The following is a 16,661-nucleotide window of genomic DNA, read 5'->3' as shown; positions in this document are numbered from 1 at the left end:
GGTGCCCGGCCGGCCGGCGGGCCCACTGGCATCCTGACGCGGGGCCGGGAGCGGGCGCCCGCTGGGCACGGCCGGGCGGGGTGCCGCCGAACGGGCGGTCTTGCGGACCGTACCGGTGTGTCGGCGGGTCACAGCACCTGGGCGGCCTCCAGCAGCGGTTCCAGGGTGGAGACGGTGACCTCGCTGCCCTCCCCGCGCAGCCGGCGGCGCCCGGCCGCGGTGGGCGCGTAGCCGATGAAGCGGACACCGAGCTGCTGGGCGGCGGTGAGTTCGGCGACCGAGGAGCTGATCAGCACGCCGCCGCGGGGCGGCGTGCGGACGGCGTCGAGGGCGCGCAGCAGGCAGTCGGGGTGCGGGGTGAGCAGGCCCAGGTCCTCGCGGCGGCCGTGGACGCCCGCCAGCGGCAGCCGGTGGGGCAGCAGGCACCGGTGGACGGCCGCGCCGGACACGTCCGTCACCACGCTGACCCGGCGCCCGGACCGGTACAGGGCGCGGACCAGCGCGAGCGAGCGGTGGGTCATGGGCGCGTCGGGCACGGCGGCCAGTTCCAGGGTGTCGAGCCGGGCCCGCAGCAGCGGGCCGAGCCGGTCGTGCGCGAAGGCGCGCAGCAGGTCCAGCGGGTGCGCGAACGCCTCCCGGCCGGCGGCGCCCGTGACCGGCAGCGGCCGGCCCGACAGCGCGTCCTGCGGGTCGCGGTGGTCGGCCACCACCGACAGCAGGTCGAGCACCGCCTCCCGCGCCGAGTGCGCCGTGAACAGCCGTGCCAGCGGCCCCTCGAAGCCGACCAGGACCGTCTCCGCGTCACCGAGCAGCGCGGACAGCCGCCGCCGGGACGGCACGGGCGGCTCCGCCGCCGGGACCGGCGCCCACTCGGGCACCAGCTGCACGGTGTACGACACCGCGAGCCCCGGCACCGGCCAGTCGGCCACCTCCGCGTTCACCGCCCGCTGGGCCGCGCCCGCCCGGCGCAGCGGATGCCGGCGGGTGAGGGGGACCGCCGCGGCGCTCAGGTGCCGCAGCAGCAGCCCGGGGACGCCGGTGACCTCGGCGCGCACGAAGGCGACCGGGTCGGTCACCCGCCAGGACAGCAGCACCGCGGCCTGGAACGTGCCCTTGCCGGAACTCGGCAGGGACACGATCCGGCGCGTCTCGTGCGGGGTGAGGTCGACCTGGTAGTACGTCTCCGGGCGGGGCGGCCGTGTGCCGTAGGGCTGGATCGGGTCGAGCAGGGTCAGCGGGCCGTCGGGGCGGGTGTGCACGACGGCCGTGCGGCCCGGGGTGGGGACGCCCAGCTCGCGCAGGTCGGAGGCGATGAACGGGCCCTGCACCAGGTCGCGTTCGCGGGGTTCGGCGGCCTTCGGCCCGAGCAGGCAGTACCAGGCGGCGGGCGGGCTGTCCGGGGCGCCGTCGGCGAACAGCGGCCGGAAGGGGCGGGCGCGCTGGGCGGCGGAGCTGGCGGCGAACTCGTCGTACAGCGCGGGCGGTACGACGACCGTGACGTCCGCGGCCGTGTGGGGCGGGCGGACGGACGGCTGGCCGAACGTCACCGTGAGCCGGGGCGGATCGCTCAGCCGGGTGAGCGCGTGCGGGAGTTCGCGCAGCACGGCGACGAGGACGGGCAGCAGATAGGCGCCGGGTCCGGTCCGCACCAGGTAACCGTCGGGGCGCACGGCCACCTCGTACTGGCGGGGGCCGGCGGAACCGCGCGCGAGGATCTCGTGCACCGCGGCCTCGAGCGTGACCCGGGCCTCCGGGCGCCCGGTCAGGTCGTCGGCCGTGAAGCGGATGCCGGGGGGGTCGGCGGGGGGCTCGTCCTCGGCCAGGGCCGTGAGAGCGCGGCGCAGTGCCTCCAGGTCCTTCCGGGCGGCCTCGGCGGCCGGGCCCGGGACACCCTGCAACGGCTCGCCCCGCCACAGCGCCAGTGCGCGGCGGGCCAGTTGCCGGCCGCGTTCCTGGTCGCCGCCGGCCCGGGCCCGCTCGGCCTCGTTCGCCAGCTGGCGGGCTTGGAAGACGTCGATGTTGTCACGGGCGGACACATACGGGAGGGCCGGCACGTAGTTGGCGGCGTACTCGGTGGAGAGGGAGTCGGGCCCGAGGAAGCGGCCGAGGTGGTGGAGGCACGTGGTCAGGCGGTTGGAGGTCTCCGGGGTGAGGGGGCCGTCGAAGACCCCGGTGGCCAGTTCGTCCCGGGTGACGCGCCGTCCGGCGCCCAGCAGCAGCATGCACAGGACGGCCTGCTCGTACGGGTCGTCCAGCGGGCGCGGGTGGCCGTCGAGCGTCACCCGGAGCGGGCCGAGCAGGGAGAAGCCGACGGTCCTCGGGCGGCGGAGGCCGTCGGCGCCGCGCAGCTGCCGTTCCAGGTCGTCGGACAGGAGCGCGGACATGGGCGCGCCCAGCTCCACGACGAGCGAGGCGTCGTGGTGGCGGCGCAGGCCGCGCACGAGGTACCCGAGCGCCCGCAGGTTGTCCGCGAGGCCCTCCTCGGCGACCGGCGCGGTGTCCAGACAGGTCAGCACGGGTCCGTCCGGGGTGAGGACCACCTCGGACCCCTCCAGCCTGCCGCGTGGGCCGTCCTGCGCGTGCAGGGCGAGCACCGCGTCGGCGAGCCGGACGAGCAGGGCGCGGACCTCGTCGGCGGACAGCCGGCCGGAGGGGTCCTCCAGGTGCCCCGCGAGCGTCGGGCCGGTGACGAACTCCCGTACCAGGTACGGCACCCCGTCCTCGACACCGTGGTCGCGGACCGGCGCGATCCCGGGGTGGCGCAGCGCGCCGAGCTCCCGGCCCAGGTCCAGGAAACCGGGGAGGTCCCGCCTGCCCGGATACCTGTTCACGACGACGTAGGTGCCTCCCTCCCGGGTATCCTCCGCCAGCCGGCCCGGGCCCCCCAGCGGCCGCAGCAGCCGGTACCGCCCCGCGAACAGCTCCCCGGTGCCGTCCACCGCCGGCCCGCCGGTGGCGTCCGCCGACAGGCGCCGCACGCTGTCCTCGCGGACCGTGGCGAACGGGTCGTCCTCCACCGCCGTCCCCGCGCCCCGTGCGGACGGCACCGACGCGCGGAACTCGCCCGGCGCCCGGCCCGCCCTGCGGTCGATGAACTCGCCGATCCGGCCGAGGAGTTCGGTGGTGCGGTGGCGTTCGGTGCGGGGCAGGCCGAGCAGCAGCAGCTCGCGGACGCCGTCCCGGAACGCGTAACAGCCGGGCGGGCCGCCGGGCACGGTGGTGAGCATGCCGCTGAGGACGACCTCGGCCAGGTGCCGGGGCCGCGGATCCGGCTCGACGGCGGCCTGGACCAGCCGCATCACCGGCAGATCCGGGCGCCCCAGCGCGAGGTGCCCGGCCAGCCGGACCGCCTCCGGGGAGGCGGTCGCCCTGAACCGCAGCACCAGTTCCTCGGCGGTGAGCCGTCCGACGTCGGTCCGGTCCTCGGCGTCCGCCGGCAGCGGGCGGCCCAGCCCGGCGACCGCGGCGGGGAACTCCGCGCCGCCGGGCGTGGCCAGCAGCCCCGCCCAGTGCGCCAGCCACCGCGGCTCAGGCTCCAGTACGGGCAGCGGCACGGTGCCGCCCGGGCCGACCCGCTCGCCCGGCCCGGGCTCGGCGGACCGCTCGTACGGCGTGAACGTGAGCGCCGCCGACGGGGCCGCGGGGTGCGGGGCCGACAGGAGGCCGGGGTCCGCGGGCAGGGCGGTGTCCCGCCACAGGTGCTCCGGCAGCGGCTGTACGACGGCCAGGGGCATCCGGCGCGCCCAGCGGTGCAGGGTGGCGTACCAGCGCTCCCCGGCGGGGCCCTCCCGCCACTGCGGGCCCATGCAGTCGCTGATCAGGAGCGTGACCGTACGGCCGTCGGCGGGGGCGGGCGTGCCGGGGCCGCACACCCGGCCGTCGGGGTCCGCGCGGTACAGCCCGATCGTGCGGAACGCGCCCGACTCGCCGAGCACCGCGTGCAGTTCGCGCACCAGGGGACGCCAGACCGGCATGGTCGGGCCGGCGTCGTACACCAGGTTCAGGCGCAGCCAGCGTTCCCGGGCGGGGCGCAGCACCGGCAGCCACCACGCGGGGTCGGCGCCCAGCCGGGCGATGCGGTCGGCGGTCGCCCGCTCGTCCAGCTCCCGGCCCACGGGCGCGTCGGTCCGGCGGGCCAGCGGACGCAGCGCGCGGTGCAGGGCGAGCCGGTGGCGCAGCATCGGGGGCGCCGGGGCGAGGAGCGTGGCGTGCGGCCGGGCCGACGCCGGGGCGGGCCGCCGGGCGGGCAGGTGCACGGGGACCCGGGCGGGTTCCCGAGGCGGCTCGGGTGCGGGCGGCGGTTCCGCGGGGGGCGACGGCTCCGGGGACGGCGGTGTCCGCTCCCCGCTCTCCGGCTCCCCGCTCTCCGGCTCCCCGCTCTCCGGCTCCTCGGCCGCCCGCTCCCCGCTCTCCCGCCCGGCGGCCTCCTCCTCCCCGGTCCCCCGCCCGGCGGGCGCGGCCGCCGGACGCATGTGCCGGGCCAGCCACAGCACTTCGGCCAGTTCCAGCGGGGTCGGGCGCACCCCGTGGCCCGCCCGGGCCAGTACGTCGGCCAGGCGGGCCACGGGATCCGGGGAAGGGTCCGGCTCAGAAGACATCGGACCGCGCGCTCTGCCCCAGGTACGGCATCAGCTGCTCGGCCAGCCGGTCCAGGGACTCGGCGTCCAGGTCGGCGGAGCGGGCCAGGTAGATCGCGTTCAGCAACTGGTCGGTGGCCAGGTCGCCGGCGCCCGACCGGGACAGGAAACGGTCGATCAGCGACCGCGCACAGGCGTCGGGCTCGCCGAGGTGGGCGCGGACGATCCCGGCGAGGTGCCGGTCGTCCGGCTGCCTGAGGTGCAGGGTGACACAGCGGCGCAGGAAGGCCGGCGGGAACTCGCGCTCGCCGTTGCTGGTGAGGACGACGAACGGGAAGGCCCGGCAGCGGACCCGGCCGCGGACCACCGGGACCCGCTCGTCGGTGCCGTCGGCCAGCACCTCGGTCACGCCGTCCGGGGTCAGCCGGGCGGCGCGCACCAGCTCGGGGATCTCGTACTGCCCCTCCTCCAGCACGTTCAGCAGGTCGTTGGGCAGGTCGAGGTCGCTCTTGTCGATCTCGTCGATGAGCAGGGCGCGGGGCCGGTCGTACGGCAGCAGCGCGGTGCCCAGCGGGCCGAGCCGCAGGTGGTCCTCGATGCCCGACCCGTCGGCCGCGCCGTCCGTCCGCCCCTCCCCGGCCGCCTCCTGCCGGGCCGCGTACAGCCGGGACAGCGGGTCGTACTGGTAGAGGCCGTCGTGCAGGGTGCTGCGGCTGGTGATGTTCCAGCGCAGCACCGGGCCGAGCCCGAGTTCCCGGGCGACCGCGTACACCAGCGAGGACTTGCCGGTGCCGGGCGGGCCGGTGACCAGCAGCGGGCGGCGCAGATAGAGGGCCGCGTTGACCAGCTCGACGGTCTCCTCGGTGGCCTGGTAGGTCTCGGCGCGGTGGGTGCGGTCGGGGGAGACGGCGGCGGTGTCGGCGGCGGCGTCCGGTACCGGGAGCACCGGACCGCCGTCGAAGGCCCGCCAGGGCGGCGGCGCGGGCAGCTCGGTGATGCCGTCGTGCGGCTCGTTCGTGCCGGTGTAGACGGGCCACAGGGGCATGGGCTTCTTCTCCGTGGGGCGGTCGGGCGTCGGTCGGTCAGGCGACGGGCGAGTGCAGGCTCGCGCCGGTCTCGGGGAAGCAGCGCGGGTCGTCCCAGAGCAGCTGGACGTGGCGCGCCCAGTGCCCCTCGGGATCGTCGGCGGCCTCCGCGGTCAGCCGCAACTCCATCAGGTGCCGGGGGAGTTCGGCGGGCGGTACGTCGGCGACGGAGGCGGTGAGCCGGTCCAGGAACGCGGTGCCGGGGCAGGATGCGTCCGCGCGCCCGCTCCCGGCAGGAGGTGCGTCCGCGCGCCCGCTCCCGGCAGGAGGTGCGTCCGCGCGCCCGCTCCCGGCAGGGGGTGCGTCCGCGCGGCCGGTGCCGCTACCGGGCGGATCCGCGTGCCCGTTCCCGGTGCGGGGCGGGTCCGGGCACGCGGCCCCGGGGCGGGAGGCGTCCTCCGCCGCGGTGCTCGCGCCGGAGGTGTCCCCGTGCACGGCGCAGGGCCCGCCGGTGCGGGACCACAGCAGGACCGGCACGGGCACGTTGAGGCCGACCTCGAAGTGCGGGCGGGCCACCGTCGGCGGAGCGGCGAAGCCCGCCAGCGGGGCGTCGCCGTCCCACAGCCTCTTGCGCAGGCTCGGCGGGCGCTCCCGCGTGCCGCACTCGACGCGGTGCACCTGGACCCCGCCCCCGGTGTCCAGCTTCTGCCACTTCTTGCGCAGCTGGCGGCGCAGCCGCCCGCTGTGGTGACGGGCGCGGTCGGTCACCACCAGCGGGTAGGCGCAGCCCAGCGGGGTGCTGTCGTCCGCGCCGCACTCCCAGTGCGCCACCGCCTCGTTGAGCCACTCGCGCGGCAGCACGAACGTCACCAGCTCGTCGGCGTCCGGGGCGAGATGGGCCACGGCCTCGTCGATGCGGCTCTGGACGTAGGCCCGAACCCCGGCGCGGGGCAGCCGGCGGGCGCCCACCGGCCGGCGCCGGCCGTCGCGGTACGCGGACACCTCCACGGTCACCTGGTCGGGGCCGGCGCCGCTGTGGTCGATCTCCACGACGACCGGCGACCAGGCGGGCCCGGCCTGCGCGGTCGCCGCGTCCGGCGCCGCCTGTCCCCGTAACACCGGGGACCCGCCGACGAGTTCCCCGAGCCGCTCGGTGAACCGGAGCAGCGCGTCCGGGTCCGGGACCTCCCAGCGCACATAGCGGGCCGCCGCCCGCAGCGAGGGGAAGCCGCCCGGGGGCAGGGGCGGCCCGAAGGGGCCCACCGCGTCCAGGTACAGCCGGTCCGGGTCGCAGCCCCCGTCGGCGGCGGCCCGGTCCAGCAGGTCGTACAGCCGTCGCCGGCCTTCCTCCCCTAGGCCCGGGACGGGTACCAGTTCGTCCAGGCCGGGCCAGTACCGGGCCAGTACGTCCAGCGGCAGCATCCGGCCCTTGCGCACCTGCGGCGACGTCCCCAGGGCGGCGGTGACCATGCCGGCCACCGTGCCGTCCGGCAGCGTCGCCGCCGCCCCGCTGAAGCCCTCCACGATCGGCTGGCCGTGCCCGTGCCACGTCACCAGCTCCAGCCACTCGCCCGCGATCAACTGCGCCGAGACGGCCTGGTACTCGGCGAGGGTGCCCTCGTCGTAGTGCTCGGGGAAGCCGTAGGAGACCAGTTTCGGGTACGGCTCGGTGTACGCGGCGTCGGGCGGCGCGAACCGGGCCGGGGCGAGCGGGAGGTCCTGGTCCACCGCGAGTTCGAGCACGGCCACGTCGCCGGGGTCGGTGACCCCGCCCGCCCAGCCGCCCTCGGCGACGACCCTGGCGGACAGCTCGCCCAGCTCCCGGGCGTGCGGGAAGCAGACCTTCACCGGGGCCCCGCCGTGGACGACGTGGGCGCAGGTGAGCACCAGACGGCCGGTCACCAGGAAGCCGGCCCCCACCTCGCCGCCGCAGGTGATCCGGGCCTGCCAGGCGGAGCCGCGCATCACCGGCCCCCGGACTCCGGCCCCGGCGCGCCCGGCCCCGGCACGTTCTGTCCCGGCGGGTTCTGCCCCGGCACGGCGGGCGCCGGTACCGCGGGTCCGGCGGGTGCCGGCGCGGCGGGTGCCGGTTCGGCCCGCTCCGGGGACCAGCTCAGCTTCACCACCAGATGGCCCTCCGCCGATCCCTTGGCGATGACCGCGCCGGCCTCGGCGGACAGCCGTACGCCGAACTCGATCTCCACCCCGTCGGGGCGCAGGCTGCCGTCCCGGAAGACCCGCAGCGCCGCGTCCGCCGCCGCCCGGACGCTGTCCAGGGCGCCCTCGAAGGTGCGCGCGGCCTGCGCCGGACCGTCGCCGCGCGAGACGAGACGGGCACCCGATCTGGGGCCCCCGCCGTCCACCACGACGAGTGCGCCGTCCTCGGTCCTGAACTCCACCAGTCCGTCGTCCATGGCGCCGCTCGCTCCCCCTTGTGCCGTGCGTGGCTCGTGCAAGCCCCATGGTACGGAGGGTGCTTGGCGCGCCACGCCGGACAGCGGACACGGCGCACGGCGCGTGCCCGCCGGGGAGAACCCGCCAGGCGCCTCTGCGCCATCGGTGGTCAACTCCCTCACCGCACCGGTTAGATCTCCCTCGTCCCAGCACATGACACGCGCGACCCACACGAGATGAGGCGTGGATGAGCACAGGACCAGTCAGACGCGGCACGGCACTGCTGGCGGCGGCGCTGGTGAGCGCCCTGCTCCCGGCCGGCCCCGCGGTCGCCCGGGCGGCCCCCGCCACGGCGCCCGCCCCGGGCCCCGCCGCCCCCTCGACGGTCACCCTGGTCACCGGCGACCGGGTGACCGTCACGGACCTCGGACACGGCCGGCAGACCGTCACCGTGCGGCGGCCCCAGGGCGCCACCGGCGCCGTCCGCACCCAGCGGAGCGACGGGCACCTCACCGTCGTACCGGACGAGGCGCTGCCGTACCTGCGGGCCGGCACCCTGGACCGGCGGCTGTTCGACGTCACCGGACTGATCCGGCAGGGGCTCACCGACACCGGGGCCGGTGCGCTGCCGCTGATCGTGACCTATGGCAAGGGGGTCCGGGTGGCCGCCCCGGCGGGGGCCCGGCGGATCCGGGCGCTGCCCAGCCTGCGCGGGGCCGCCCTGGCGGCGGATCGGGGCCGTACCTTCTGGCGGTCGTTCACCCGGGGCGCCGGCATCGGCAAGGTGTGGCTCGACGGGCGGGTGACGGCCGGCCTCGCCGACAGCAACGCCCAGATCGGCACGGCGGCGGCCTGGGACACGGGGCTGACCGGCAAGGGCGTCACCGTCGCCGTCCTGGACACCGGCGCCGACCTCGGTCACCCCGACCTGGCCGGCCGGGTGAGCGCCAGCCGCAGCTTCACAGCGGGCGAGGAGGTCGCCGACCGCAACGGGCACGGCACCCATGTCGCCTCCACCGTCGGCGGCAGCGGCGCCGCCTCCGACGGCACCGAGAAGGGGGTCGCGCCCGGCGCCGACCTCGCCGTCGGCAAGGTGCTGAGCGACCAGGGCTCGGGCAGCGAGTCGCAGATCATCGCCGGGATGGAGTGGGCGGCCCGGGACGTGCGCGCCCGCATCGTCTCCATGAGCCTGGGCTCGCCCGAGCCGAGCGACGGCACCGACCCGATGGCCCAGGCGGTGAACACCCTCTCCGAGGAGACCGGGGCGCTGTTCGTGGTCGCCGCCGGCAACACCGGCGCGCCCGGCGCCATCGGCTCGCCCGGCGCAGCCGACGCGGCCCTCACCGTCGGCGCGGTCGACTCCGCCGACCAGCCGGCCTGGTTCACCTCCGCCGGACCCCGCTTCGGCGACAACGCCCTCAAGCCGGACCTGGCCGCGCCCGGCGTCGACATCCTCGCCGCCCGCTCCCGGCTCGCCCCCGGCACCGGCGACTACACCTCCATGAGCGGTACGTCGATGGCGACCCCGCAGGTCGCCGGGGTGGCCGCGCTGCTCGCCCAGAAGCACCCCGACTGGAGCGGCCCCGAGCTGAAGGACGCGCTGCTGTCCACCTCCCGGCAGCTCGGCACCTCCGCCTACGTGCTCGGCGCGGGCCGGGTCAGCGTCCCCGACGCGGTACGGGCGGACCTCACCGCGACCGGCAGCGCCGACCTGGGCTACCACCGCTGGCCCCACGACACCGACCGGCCCGTCACCCGGACCCTCACCTACCGCAACGCCTCGGGCACCGACGTGCGGCTGAAGCTGTCCGTCCAGGGCGCTGCGGACGGCGTCGTCACCCTCGCCCGGGACACGCTCACCGTGCCCGCCCGCTCCACCGCGTCCACCACCGTCACCGGCGACGCCGCCCGGGCGCCCGTCGGCGAGACCAGCGGACGGGTCGTCGCCTCCGCCGAGGACGGCACCCCCCTCGCGCACACCGCGTTCGGGCTGGTCAAGGAGGAGGAGCGGTACACGCTCACCGTCCACGTGAAGGACCGTGACGGCGCCCCCGTGCCCGCCGACCTCACCGTGCAGCGGCTCGCCGGGGGCGAGGACGCCCGGCCCGCGCACGTCGGCGACTCCGGCACCCTTCAGCTGCGCCTGGAGCCGGGCACCTACACCCTCGCCGGCTTCCTCGACGTACGCGGCGCCCACGGCACCGACTCGCTCGGCCTCGGCTTCCTCGCGGCCCCGGAGATCCGCCTCGACCACGACCAGGAGGTCACCCTGGACGGCCGGACGCTGCGCGAGGTGAAGGCCGCCGTCGGCCGGCGCACCGAGACGCGCCAGTTGCTGATGGAGTACGACCGCCGGGCGAACGGCGCCGACCTGTTCGGCGCGGTCCAGGTCCCCCTCGCCTACGACAGCGTCTTCGCCGCGCCCACCCGCGGGGTCACCCAGGGCACCTTCGAGTACCGCACCGTGTGGCGGCTGGCCAGGCCCCGGCTGGAGGTGAGGGGCGTCGGCGAGGCGACCGTCCAGCCGGGCGGCACCCTCGCCGAGGGCCGCACCCGGCTGCCGCTGGCCGACGTCGGCGACGGCCCCCTGACCGGCGTGTCCGGCAAGGCGGTCCTCGCGCACCTCGCCGCCGGCGCCGACCCGGCCGCGCTCGCCCGGGCCGCCCAGGACGCCGGCGCCAAGGCCCTGTTCGTCACGGACGACACCCCCGGGCGGCTGACGGCCTGGTGGGGCACGGACGACAACGCCGGCCGGCCGCTGACGATCGCCACCCTGAACCGCGCCGACGCCGCCCGGCTGCGCGCCGCGGGCCGCGTCGACATGACCGGCACCGCCGACTCCCCGTACGTCTACGACCTGTCCGAGGGCCACCCGGGCCGGATCCCCGACCGGGACCTCACCTATGCGCCCGACGAGCGTCAACTGGCCGCCGTACGCGTGAAGTTCCACGCGGCCGAGGCCGTCTCCGGCGGGGAGTTCCGTTACTCGCTCACCGGCACCTTCCCCCTCGGCATCGGCTTCCAGGAGCGCGTCTCACTGCCCGCCGAGCGCACCGACTACGTCTCCACCGGCCCCGGCCAGCTGTGGCACGAGTCCGTCACCGTCCGCGACGGCGCGCTGGAGGAGCGCGGCGGGCTGGTCCGGTACACCGGCGGCACCCGGCCGGAGCTGGACTGGTTCCGCCCGGTGTGGCACCCGTGGCTGGGTACCGGGCTCGGCTGGGGACAGCAACGCGCCGGTGACCGGCTCCAGTTCAACACGCCCGGCTGGGGCGACTCCGGGCCCGACCACACCGGCTTCGGCGACGTGTGGAGCGAGGAGAGCGGACTGAGCCAGACCACCGCCGTCTACCTGGACGGCACCCTCGTGGACGAGAACACCGGCTCCGCCGCCTACGTCTTGGACGCGCCCGCCGACGAGCACACCTACAAGGTGGTCACCGACACCGCCCTGGACGCCGGCCGGTGGCGGCCCGCGACCCGCGGCCACACCGAGTGGACCGTCCGGTCGGCGGCCACCCCGGCGGACCACTGGACGTATCTGCCGCTGGTCAACCTCGCCTTCGACCTCGGCACCGACCTGGCCGGCCGGGTGCCCGCGGGCCGGCGCGTGCCGGTCGGCATCGCCGCCGCGTACGTGGCGGGCGCCACCGGCACCGGCAGGCTCGGCGGCGGCCGGCTGGAGGTGTCGTACGACGACGGCGCCACCTGGCGGACGGTCCCGCTGACCGCCGGACCGGGCGCCTCCTGGCACGGCACGCTCACCGTGCCGGGCGGCGCCGCCCACCTCTCCCTGCGCGCGTCCGCCCGCGACGACCGGGGCGGCTCGGTCACCCAGGAGATCATCCGGGCGGCGGCGGTCAAGTAGCGGGAGAGCGGGGGTGGTTCGCGGGTACCGCGATGCCCCGGACCACCCCCAGCTCCACCAGGTCCTGCGGCCGGACGCGCAACTGGTCCGCGGTCGCCTCCGCCTGCTCCGGCGGGCGCTTGAGGATGGCCGCCGCGAGTTCGGGGGCGATCACCGAGAAGTAACTGTCCGGGGTGACCCAGGTGTTGCCCGGCGCGGCCAGCGCCAGCGCCCCGCCGGAGCCGCCCTCGCCGATCACCAGGGTCGTCAGGGGCACCCGGGCGTCGGCCACCGCCTGGAACACCTCGGCGATCGCGGCCCCGGCCCCCTGCCGTTCCGCGTCCGCGCCATTGGCCGCGCCCGGGGTGTCCACCAGCGTCAGCACCGGGACGCCGAGCCGGTCCGCGAGCCGGATCAGCCGGGCGGCGGTGCGGTACCCGGCGGGCCGGGTCGCGGTCCCGGTCTGCGCCGCGAACGCCACGCTGCGGCCGTCCCGTTCGCCGAAACCGCACAGCATCCCCTCGGGGTCCGTGCCGCCGCACCGGTCGCCGCCGAGCAGCACCCACCGGTCGAAGAGGTCTTCCAGATAGGCACGCGCCCGGGGCCGCCCGGGGTCCCGGGCGCGTACGACGGCCTCCCACCCGGTGGCGGGCAGCCGGGCCGAGCCCAGGGCCCGGGGCACGGGTGCCCCGGCGGCCGGGGCCGTCAGCAGCCGCAGCCAGGTGCCGAGCACCTCCTTCAGCCGGTCCGGCGCCACCACCGCGTCCGCCGAGCCCGCCGCCACCTGCGCCTCGGCCGTGTACGCGGCCGGGTCGGCGTCCGGCGGGCGTACCCGGGAGCCGGCGAAGCCCACCTGGGCGCCGGGCAGGGCCAGCACCACGTCCGCGCCCGCGCCGAGCGTGGCCCAGCCGCCGCCCGTCGTCGGGTCCCTGAGCACCGCTGTCTGGGGCAGCCCGGCCCGCCGGGTCAGCGCGGAGGCGCGGGCCACCCGCTGGAGCTGGGTGAGCGCGAGCATGCCCTCCTGCATCCGGCTGCCGCCGGTCGCGATCAGCGAGACCACCGGCAGCCGGTGCGCACGGGCATGGGCGTGGGCCGCCACCAGCCGGTCACCGGTGCGTTCGCCCAGCGAGCCGCCCAGGAAGCCGAACTCGAAGGCGATCAGCACCGCCTCGGTGCCCGCGACGCGCGCGGTGCCGCAGACCACCGACTCGGCCTCGCCGGTGCGCTCGGCGGCGCGGGCGCGCGAGGCGTCGTAGCCCTGCCAGCCCAGCGGGCCGTCCGGCGCGGGTTCCCCGGCGGGAGCGGGGAGTTCGCGGAAGCCGCCGGGGTCGGCGAGCAGCGCCAGCGTCTCCCGCGCCGAGCGCCGCTCAGCCATCGGTCAGGGCCCGCTTCATGATCTTGCCCATGTCGTTGCGGGGCAGCGCGTCCAGGTGGCGGACGACGCGGGGGCGCTTGTGCGGGGCCAGCCGCCGGGCCACGTGGTCCGCCAACTCCCCGGCGCCGGGCGGTGACTGGGGGTCCGCCGGGACGATCCAGGCCACGATCCGCTCGCCCAGGTCGGCGTCCGGCTCCCCGGTGACCGCCGCCTCCCGCACCCCCGGATGCTCCAGCAGCGCGTTCTCGATCTCCCCGGCCCCGATCTTGTACCCGCCGCTCTTGATCAGGTCGGTGGCCTTGCGGCCGACGATGCGGACATAGCCGTCGGGCTCCCGTACGGCCATGTCCCCGGTGCGGAAGAAACCGTCGGCGGTGAACGCGGCGGCGGTGGCGTCGGGCCGGTTCAGGTACTCGGTGAACAGGTTCGGGCCGCGCACCTGGATCTCGCCGACGCTCTCCCCGTCCCAGGCGGTCAGCTCCGTGCCGTCCTCCTCCACCAGCCGCAGCTCCACCCCCGGCAGCGGCACGCCGACCGTGCCGGCCCGGGCCTCGCCGTCGGCCCGCACGCTGGTGTTCATCAGCGTCTCGGTCATGCCGTACCGCTCGATCACCCGCCGGCCGGTGGCCGCCGCGATCCGCTCGTGGTCGTGCACCGGCAGCGCGGCCGAGCCCGAGACCAGCAGCCGGGCCCGGGCCAGCGCCCCGGCCAGCTCCGGGTCGCCGGGCAGCGCCTCGGCGAGGCGGTGGTACATCGTCGGCACCCCGAACAGCATGGTCGCGCCGTCGGCCAGCTCGCGGGCCACGCCCTCGGGGGAGAACCGGCCCAGGTGCCGCACGCCGCCGCCGCGCCGCAGCGGGCCGAGCACGCCGAGCACCAGCCCGTGCACATGGAACAGCGGCAGCCCGTGCACCAGCACGTCGTCGGCGGTCCACCCCCAGGCGTCGGCGAGCGCGTCCAGTGTGGCGGCGAGGGCCCGGCGGGGCAGGACCGCGCCCTTGGGCGGGCCGGTGGTGCCGGAGGTGTACACGATCAGCGCCGGATCGCCGTCCGCCGCCCGCTCCTCGGCAAGGGGCCCGGCGGCGCAGACGTCCACGTCGATCCGGGGCAGACGGCTCGCCACGGGCGGCAGTGCGGCACCGGGCGCGGCGAGCATCAGCGACGGCGCGCTGTCGGCGAGGATGTGCGCGAGTTCCTTCTCGCCCGACTTCGGGTTGAGCGGCACCGCGGCCACCCCGGCGAGCAGCGCGCCGGTCACCGCGACGGCGGTCTCCAGCTCCGGCTCGGCCCACACCGCGACCCGGTCCGCCCCCGCGAGCCGGGCGGCGAGGGCACCGGCGGCGCCCGCGAGCGAGCCGTACGTCAGGGCGCGGGGCCCGAACCGCAGGGCGGCGGCCTGCTCATGGGGACCGTCCGCCAGGGCGGGGAAGAGAGAGGACACGCGGCGCACTCCTTACTGTCGACGGCTGCCGACCGCCGGGATCGACAGACCCTTCCTACACCAGCGCAACGGCGTCCGGCGGGCCTTGTTAGCCTCGCCACCGCACCCCTCATCGAACCCGCGTACGACAGGGAGTCAGCCGTGCCCCGTATCGCCCTCGCCACCTACGACCCCGGACCAGGCCGCAGCGAGGACACCGACCTGCCGGTGCTGGTACGGGCGCTGCGGGACGCCGGCGCCGACGCGGAGGCCCGGCACTGGGACGACCCGGCGGCCGACTGGGCCGGCTACGACCTGGTGGTGATCCGCTCGACCTGGGACTACAGCTGGCGGGCCGCCGAGTTCGCCGCCTGGGTGGAGCGCACCGGGACGCTGACCCGGCTGGCCAACCCGGCGCCCGTCGTGCGCTGGAACACCGACAAGCGCTACCTGGGGGAGCTGGCGGCGGCCGGCGTGCCCACCGTCCCCACCCGCTACATAGCCCCCGGAGAAGAGGCCGGCCTGCCCACCGGCCACGAGTTCGTCGTCAAGCCGGCCTCGGGCGCGGGCGCCCGGTTCGCCGCCCGCTACACCCCCGCCGAGCACGACACCGCGCTGCGGCAGCTCGCCCGGATGCACGCCGAGGGCTTCACCGCGATGGTCCAGCCGTACCTGCGGGGCATCGACGTGCGCGGGGAGCGGGCCCTGCAGTTCTTCGGCGGGCGGCTGCTGCACGCCAGCCGCAAGAGCGCCGTGCTGTCCCCCGGCATCCCCTACGACGCCGACAAGGTCGCCCACCCCGGCCTGGAGCAATGGCAGCCGGCCCCGTCCGAACTCGCCGTCGCGAAGCGGGCGCTGGCCGCCGTGCCCGGCACGCCCGAGCTGCTGTACGCGCGCGTGGACCTGGTCGACGGCGACGACGGCGAACCCCTGCTGATGGAACTGGAGCTGGTCGAACCGAACCTGTTCCTGTGGCTGCACCCGGACTCCCTGCCCCGGGTGGCGCAGGCGATCCTCCGGGCGGCCCACGACGGCTGAACTGCGTCCGCCTGCTGGACGGTTGACCGCCGAGGCTGGACGCCGGCGGGTCCTGTGCCGCAATCTGTGCCCGTCAAGATCACTTAGCGATGGGGGAGTTACATGTCCAAGGTATGGCTGGTGACCGGGGCGAGCAGCGGATTCGGCCGGGCGATCACCGAGGCCGCCGTCGCCGCCGGGGACCTGGTGGTCGGCGCGGCCCGCCGTCCGGAGGCGCTGGACGACCTGGTGGCCGCCCACCCGGGCAAGGTGGAGGCGCTGCGGCTCGACGTGACGGACGGCGCCGCGATCGAGGCGGCGGTCGCGGACGTCCTGGCCCGGCACGGCCGGATCGACGTGCTGGTCAACAACGCGGGCCGGACGCACGTCGGCGCGGTCGAGGAGACCACGGACGAGGAACTGCGGGACCTGTTCGAACTGCACGTCTTCGGCCCGACGGCCCTGGTGCGGGCGGTGCTGCCGCACATGCGCGAGCGGCGCTCGGGCGCGATCGTGCAGATGAGCAGCATGGGCGGGCAGATGTCCTTCGCGGGCTTCGGGGCGTACAGCGGCACCAAGTTCGCGCTGGAGGGCATCTCCGAGGCGCTCGCCGACGAGGTGGCCGACTTCGGCATCAAGGTGCTGATCGTGGAGCCGGGCGCGTTCCGGACCTCCCTGTTCGGCACCGGGCGGGCCGGCGCCAGCGCCGACAGCGGGGTGTACACCAAGGTCAGCGAGACCCGCGGGTTCATCTCCGGCACCGACGGCACCCAGCCCGGCGACCCGGCGAAGGCGGCGGCCCTCATCCTGGCCGCGCTGGAGGCCGAGCGCACCCCGCTGCGGCTGCCGCTGGGCGACGACGGGGTGAACGCGGTCCTCGGCCACCTGGACCAGGTCCGCGCCGAGGTCACCGAGTGGGAGAAGCAGACCCGGGCGACCGGCTTCGACGCGTAGGTCCCACGGAGTGCAGGTCGCCGGGGGAAGGCAGCCCCCCGGCGACCTGCAC

General features: G+C 76.8%; 9 protein-coding genes. 3 read left to right on the top strand and 6 right to left on the bottom strand.

Annotated features, from left to right (window positions below):
• Positions 1 to 128: 128 nt before the first annotated feature.
• Genes AB0E62_RS14950 through AB0E62_RS14935 form a run of 4 tightly spaced genes read right to left on the bottom strand, consistent with a single transcriptional unit; the run spans position 129 to position 8,016 of the window.
• Positions 129 to 4,598: an SAV_2336 N-terminal domain-related protein gene (locus tag AB0E62_RS14950; protein WP_362192442.1), complete on the bottom strand. Its 4,470-nt coding sequence runs from the start codon at positions 4,596 to 4,598 to the stop codon at positions 129 to 131.
• Positions 4,588 to 5,622: a MoxR family ATPase gene (locus AB0E62_RS14945; RefSeq protein WP_362192440.1), complete on the bottom strand. Its 1,035-nt coding sequence runs from the start codon at positions 5,620 to 5,622 to the stop codon at positions 4,588 to 4,590. The genes AB0E62_RS14950 and AB0E62_RS14945 overlap by 11 nt, the downstream gene beginning before the upstream one ends.
• Positions 5,623 to 5,659: 37 nt before the next feature.
• The gene (locus tag AB0E62_RS14940) at positions 5,660 to 7,567 is read right to left on the bottom strand and encodes a trypsin-like peptidase domain-containing protein (protein WP_362192437.1); all 1,908 of its coding nucleotides are present in this window, start codon (positions 7,565 to 7,567) and stop codon (positions 5,660 to 5,662) included.
• Entirely contained in the window at positions 7,567 to 8,016 is a 450-nt protein-coding gene (locus AB0E62_RS14935) for a CU044_2847 family protein (protein WP_362192435.1), read from the bottom strand. The genes AB0E62_RS14940 and AB0E62_RS14935 overlap by 1 nt, the downstream gene beginning before the upstream one ends.
• A gap of 227 nt (positions 8,017 to 8,243) precedes the next feature.
• Between AB0E62_RS14935 and AB0E62_RS14930 the strand changes: the two genes are divergently transcribed.
• Entirely contained in the window at positions 8,244 to 11,864 is a 3,621-nt protein-coding gene (locus AB0E62_RS14930; RefSeq protein ID WP_362192433.1) for a S8 family serine peptidase, read from the top strand.
• Here AB0E62_RS14930 and AB0E62_RS14925 read toward each other — a convergent pair.
• Both AB0E62_RS14925 and AB0E62_RS14920 read right to left on the bottom strand, forming a co-directional pair.
• On the bottom strand, positions 11,857 to 13,218 hold the full coding sequence (locus AB0E62_RS14925) for a carboxyl transferase domain-containing protein (RefSeq protein WP_362192431.1): 1,362 nt from the start codon (positions 13,216 to 13,218) through the stop codon (positions 11,857 to 11,859). The genes AB0E62_RS14930 and AB0E62_RS14925 overlap by 8 nt on opposite strands.
• Positions 13,211 to 14,659 carry an acyl-CoA synthetase gene (locus AB0E62_RS14920; RefSeq protein ID WP_362192429.1) on the bottom strand — a complete coding sequence of 483 codons (1,449 nt, stop codon included), beginning with the start codon at positions 14,657 to 14,659 and terminating at the stop codon, positions 13,211 to 13,213. Before AB0E62_RS14920 ends, AB0E62_RS14925 begins: the two co-directional genes overlap by 8 nt.
• 141 nt (positions 14,660 to 14,800) lie before the next feature.
• Here AB0E62_RS14920 and AB0E62_RS14915 point away from each other — a divergent pair, with 141 nt between their 5' ends.
• Both AB0E62_RS14915 and AB0E62_RS14910 read left to right on the top strand, forming a co-directional pair.
• Positions 14,801 to 15,676, top strand: a complete 876-nt coding sequence (locus tag AB0E62_RS14915; RefSeq protein ID WP_362192427.1) for a hypothetical protein — start codon at positions 14,801 to 14,803, stop codon at positions 15,674 to 15,676.
• A 102-nt stretch (positions 15,677 to 15,778) separates the two neighbouring features.
• The gene (locus AB0E62_RS14910) at positions 15,779 to 16,609 is read left to right on the top strand and encodes an oxidoreductase (RefSeq protein WP_362192425.1); all 831 of its coding nucleotides are present in this window, start codon (positions 15,779 to 15,781) and stop codon (positions 16,607 to 16,609) included.
• Positions 16,610 to 16,661: the final 52 nt, after the last annotated feature.

Source organism: Streptomyces sp. NPDC038707, from assembly GCF_040636485.1.
GTDB lineage: Bacteria > Actinomycetota > Actinomycetes > Streptomycetales > Streptomycetaceae > Streptomyces.
Note: the sequence above shows the minus strand (reverse complement) of the source record. Positions and strands in the feature narration are given on the sequence as shown.

Coding starts and splice junctions, on each gene's coding strand:
- AB0E62_RS14910 (WP_362192425.1), top strand. CDS start 15,779: ATGTCCAAGGTATGGCTGGTGACCGGGGCGAGCAGCGGATTCGGCCGG.
- AB0E62_RS14935 (WP_362192435.1), bottom strand. CDS start 8,016: ATGGACGACGGACTGGTGGAGTTCAGGACCGAGGACGGCGCACTCGTC.
- AB0E62_RS14930 (WP_362192433.1), top strand. CDS start 8,244: ATGAGCACAGGACCAGTCAGACGCGGCACGGCACTGCTGGCGGCGGCG.
- AB0E62_RS14950 (WP_362192442.1), bottom strand. CDS start 4,598: ATGTCTTCTGAGCCGGACCCTTCCCCGGATCCCGTGGCCCGCCTGGCC.
- AB0E62_RS14945 (WP_362192440.1), bottom strand. CDS start 5,622: ATGCCCCTGTGGCCCGTCTACACCGGCACGAACGAGCCGCACGACGGC.
- AB0E62_RS14940 (WP_362192437.1), bottom strand. CDS start 7,567: ATGCGCGGCTCCGCCTGGCAGGCCCGGATCACCTGCGGCGGCGAGGTG.
- AB0E62_RS14925 (WP_362192431.1), bottom strand. CDS start 13,218: ATGGCTGAGCGGCGCTCGGCGCGGGAGACGCTGGCGCTGCTCGCCGAC.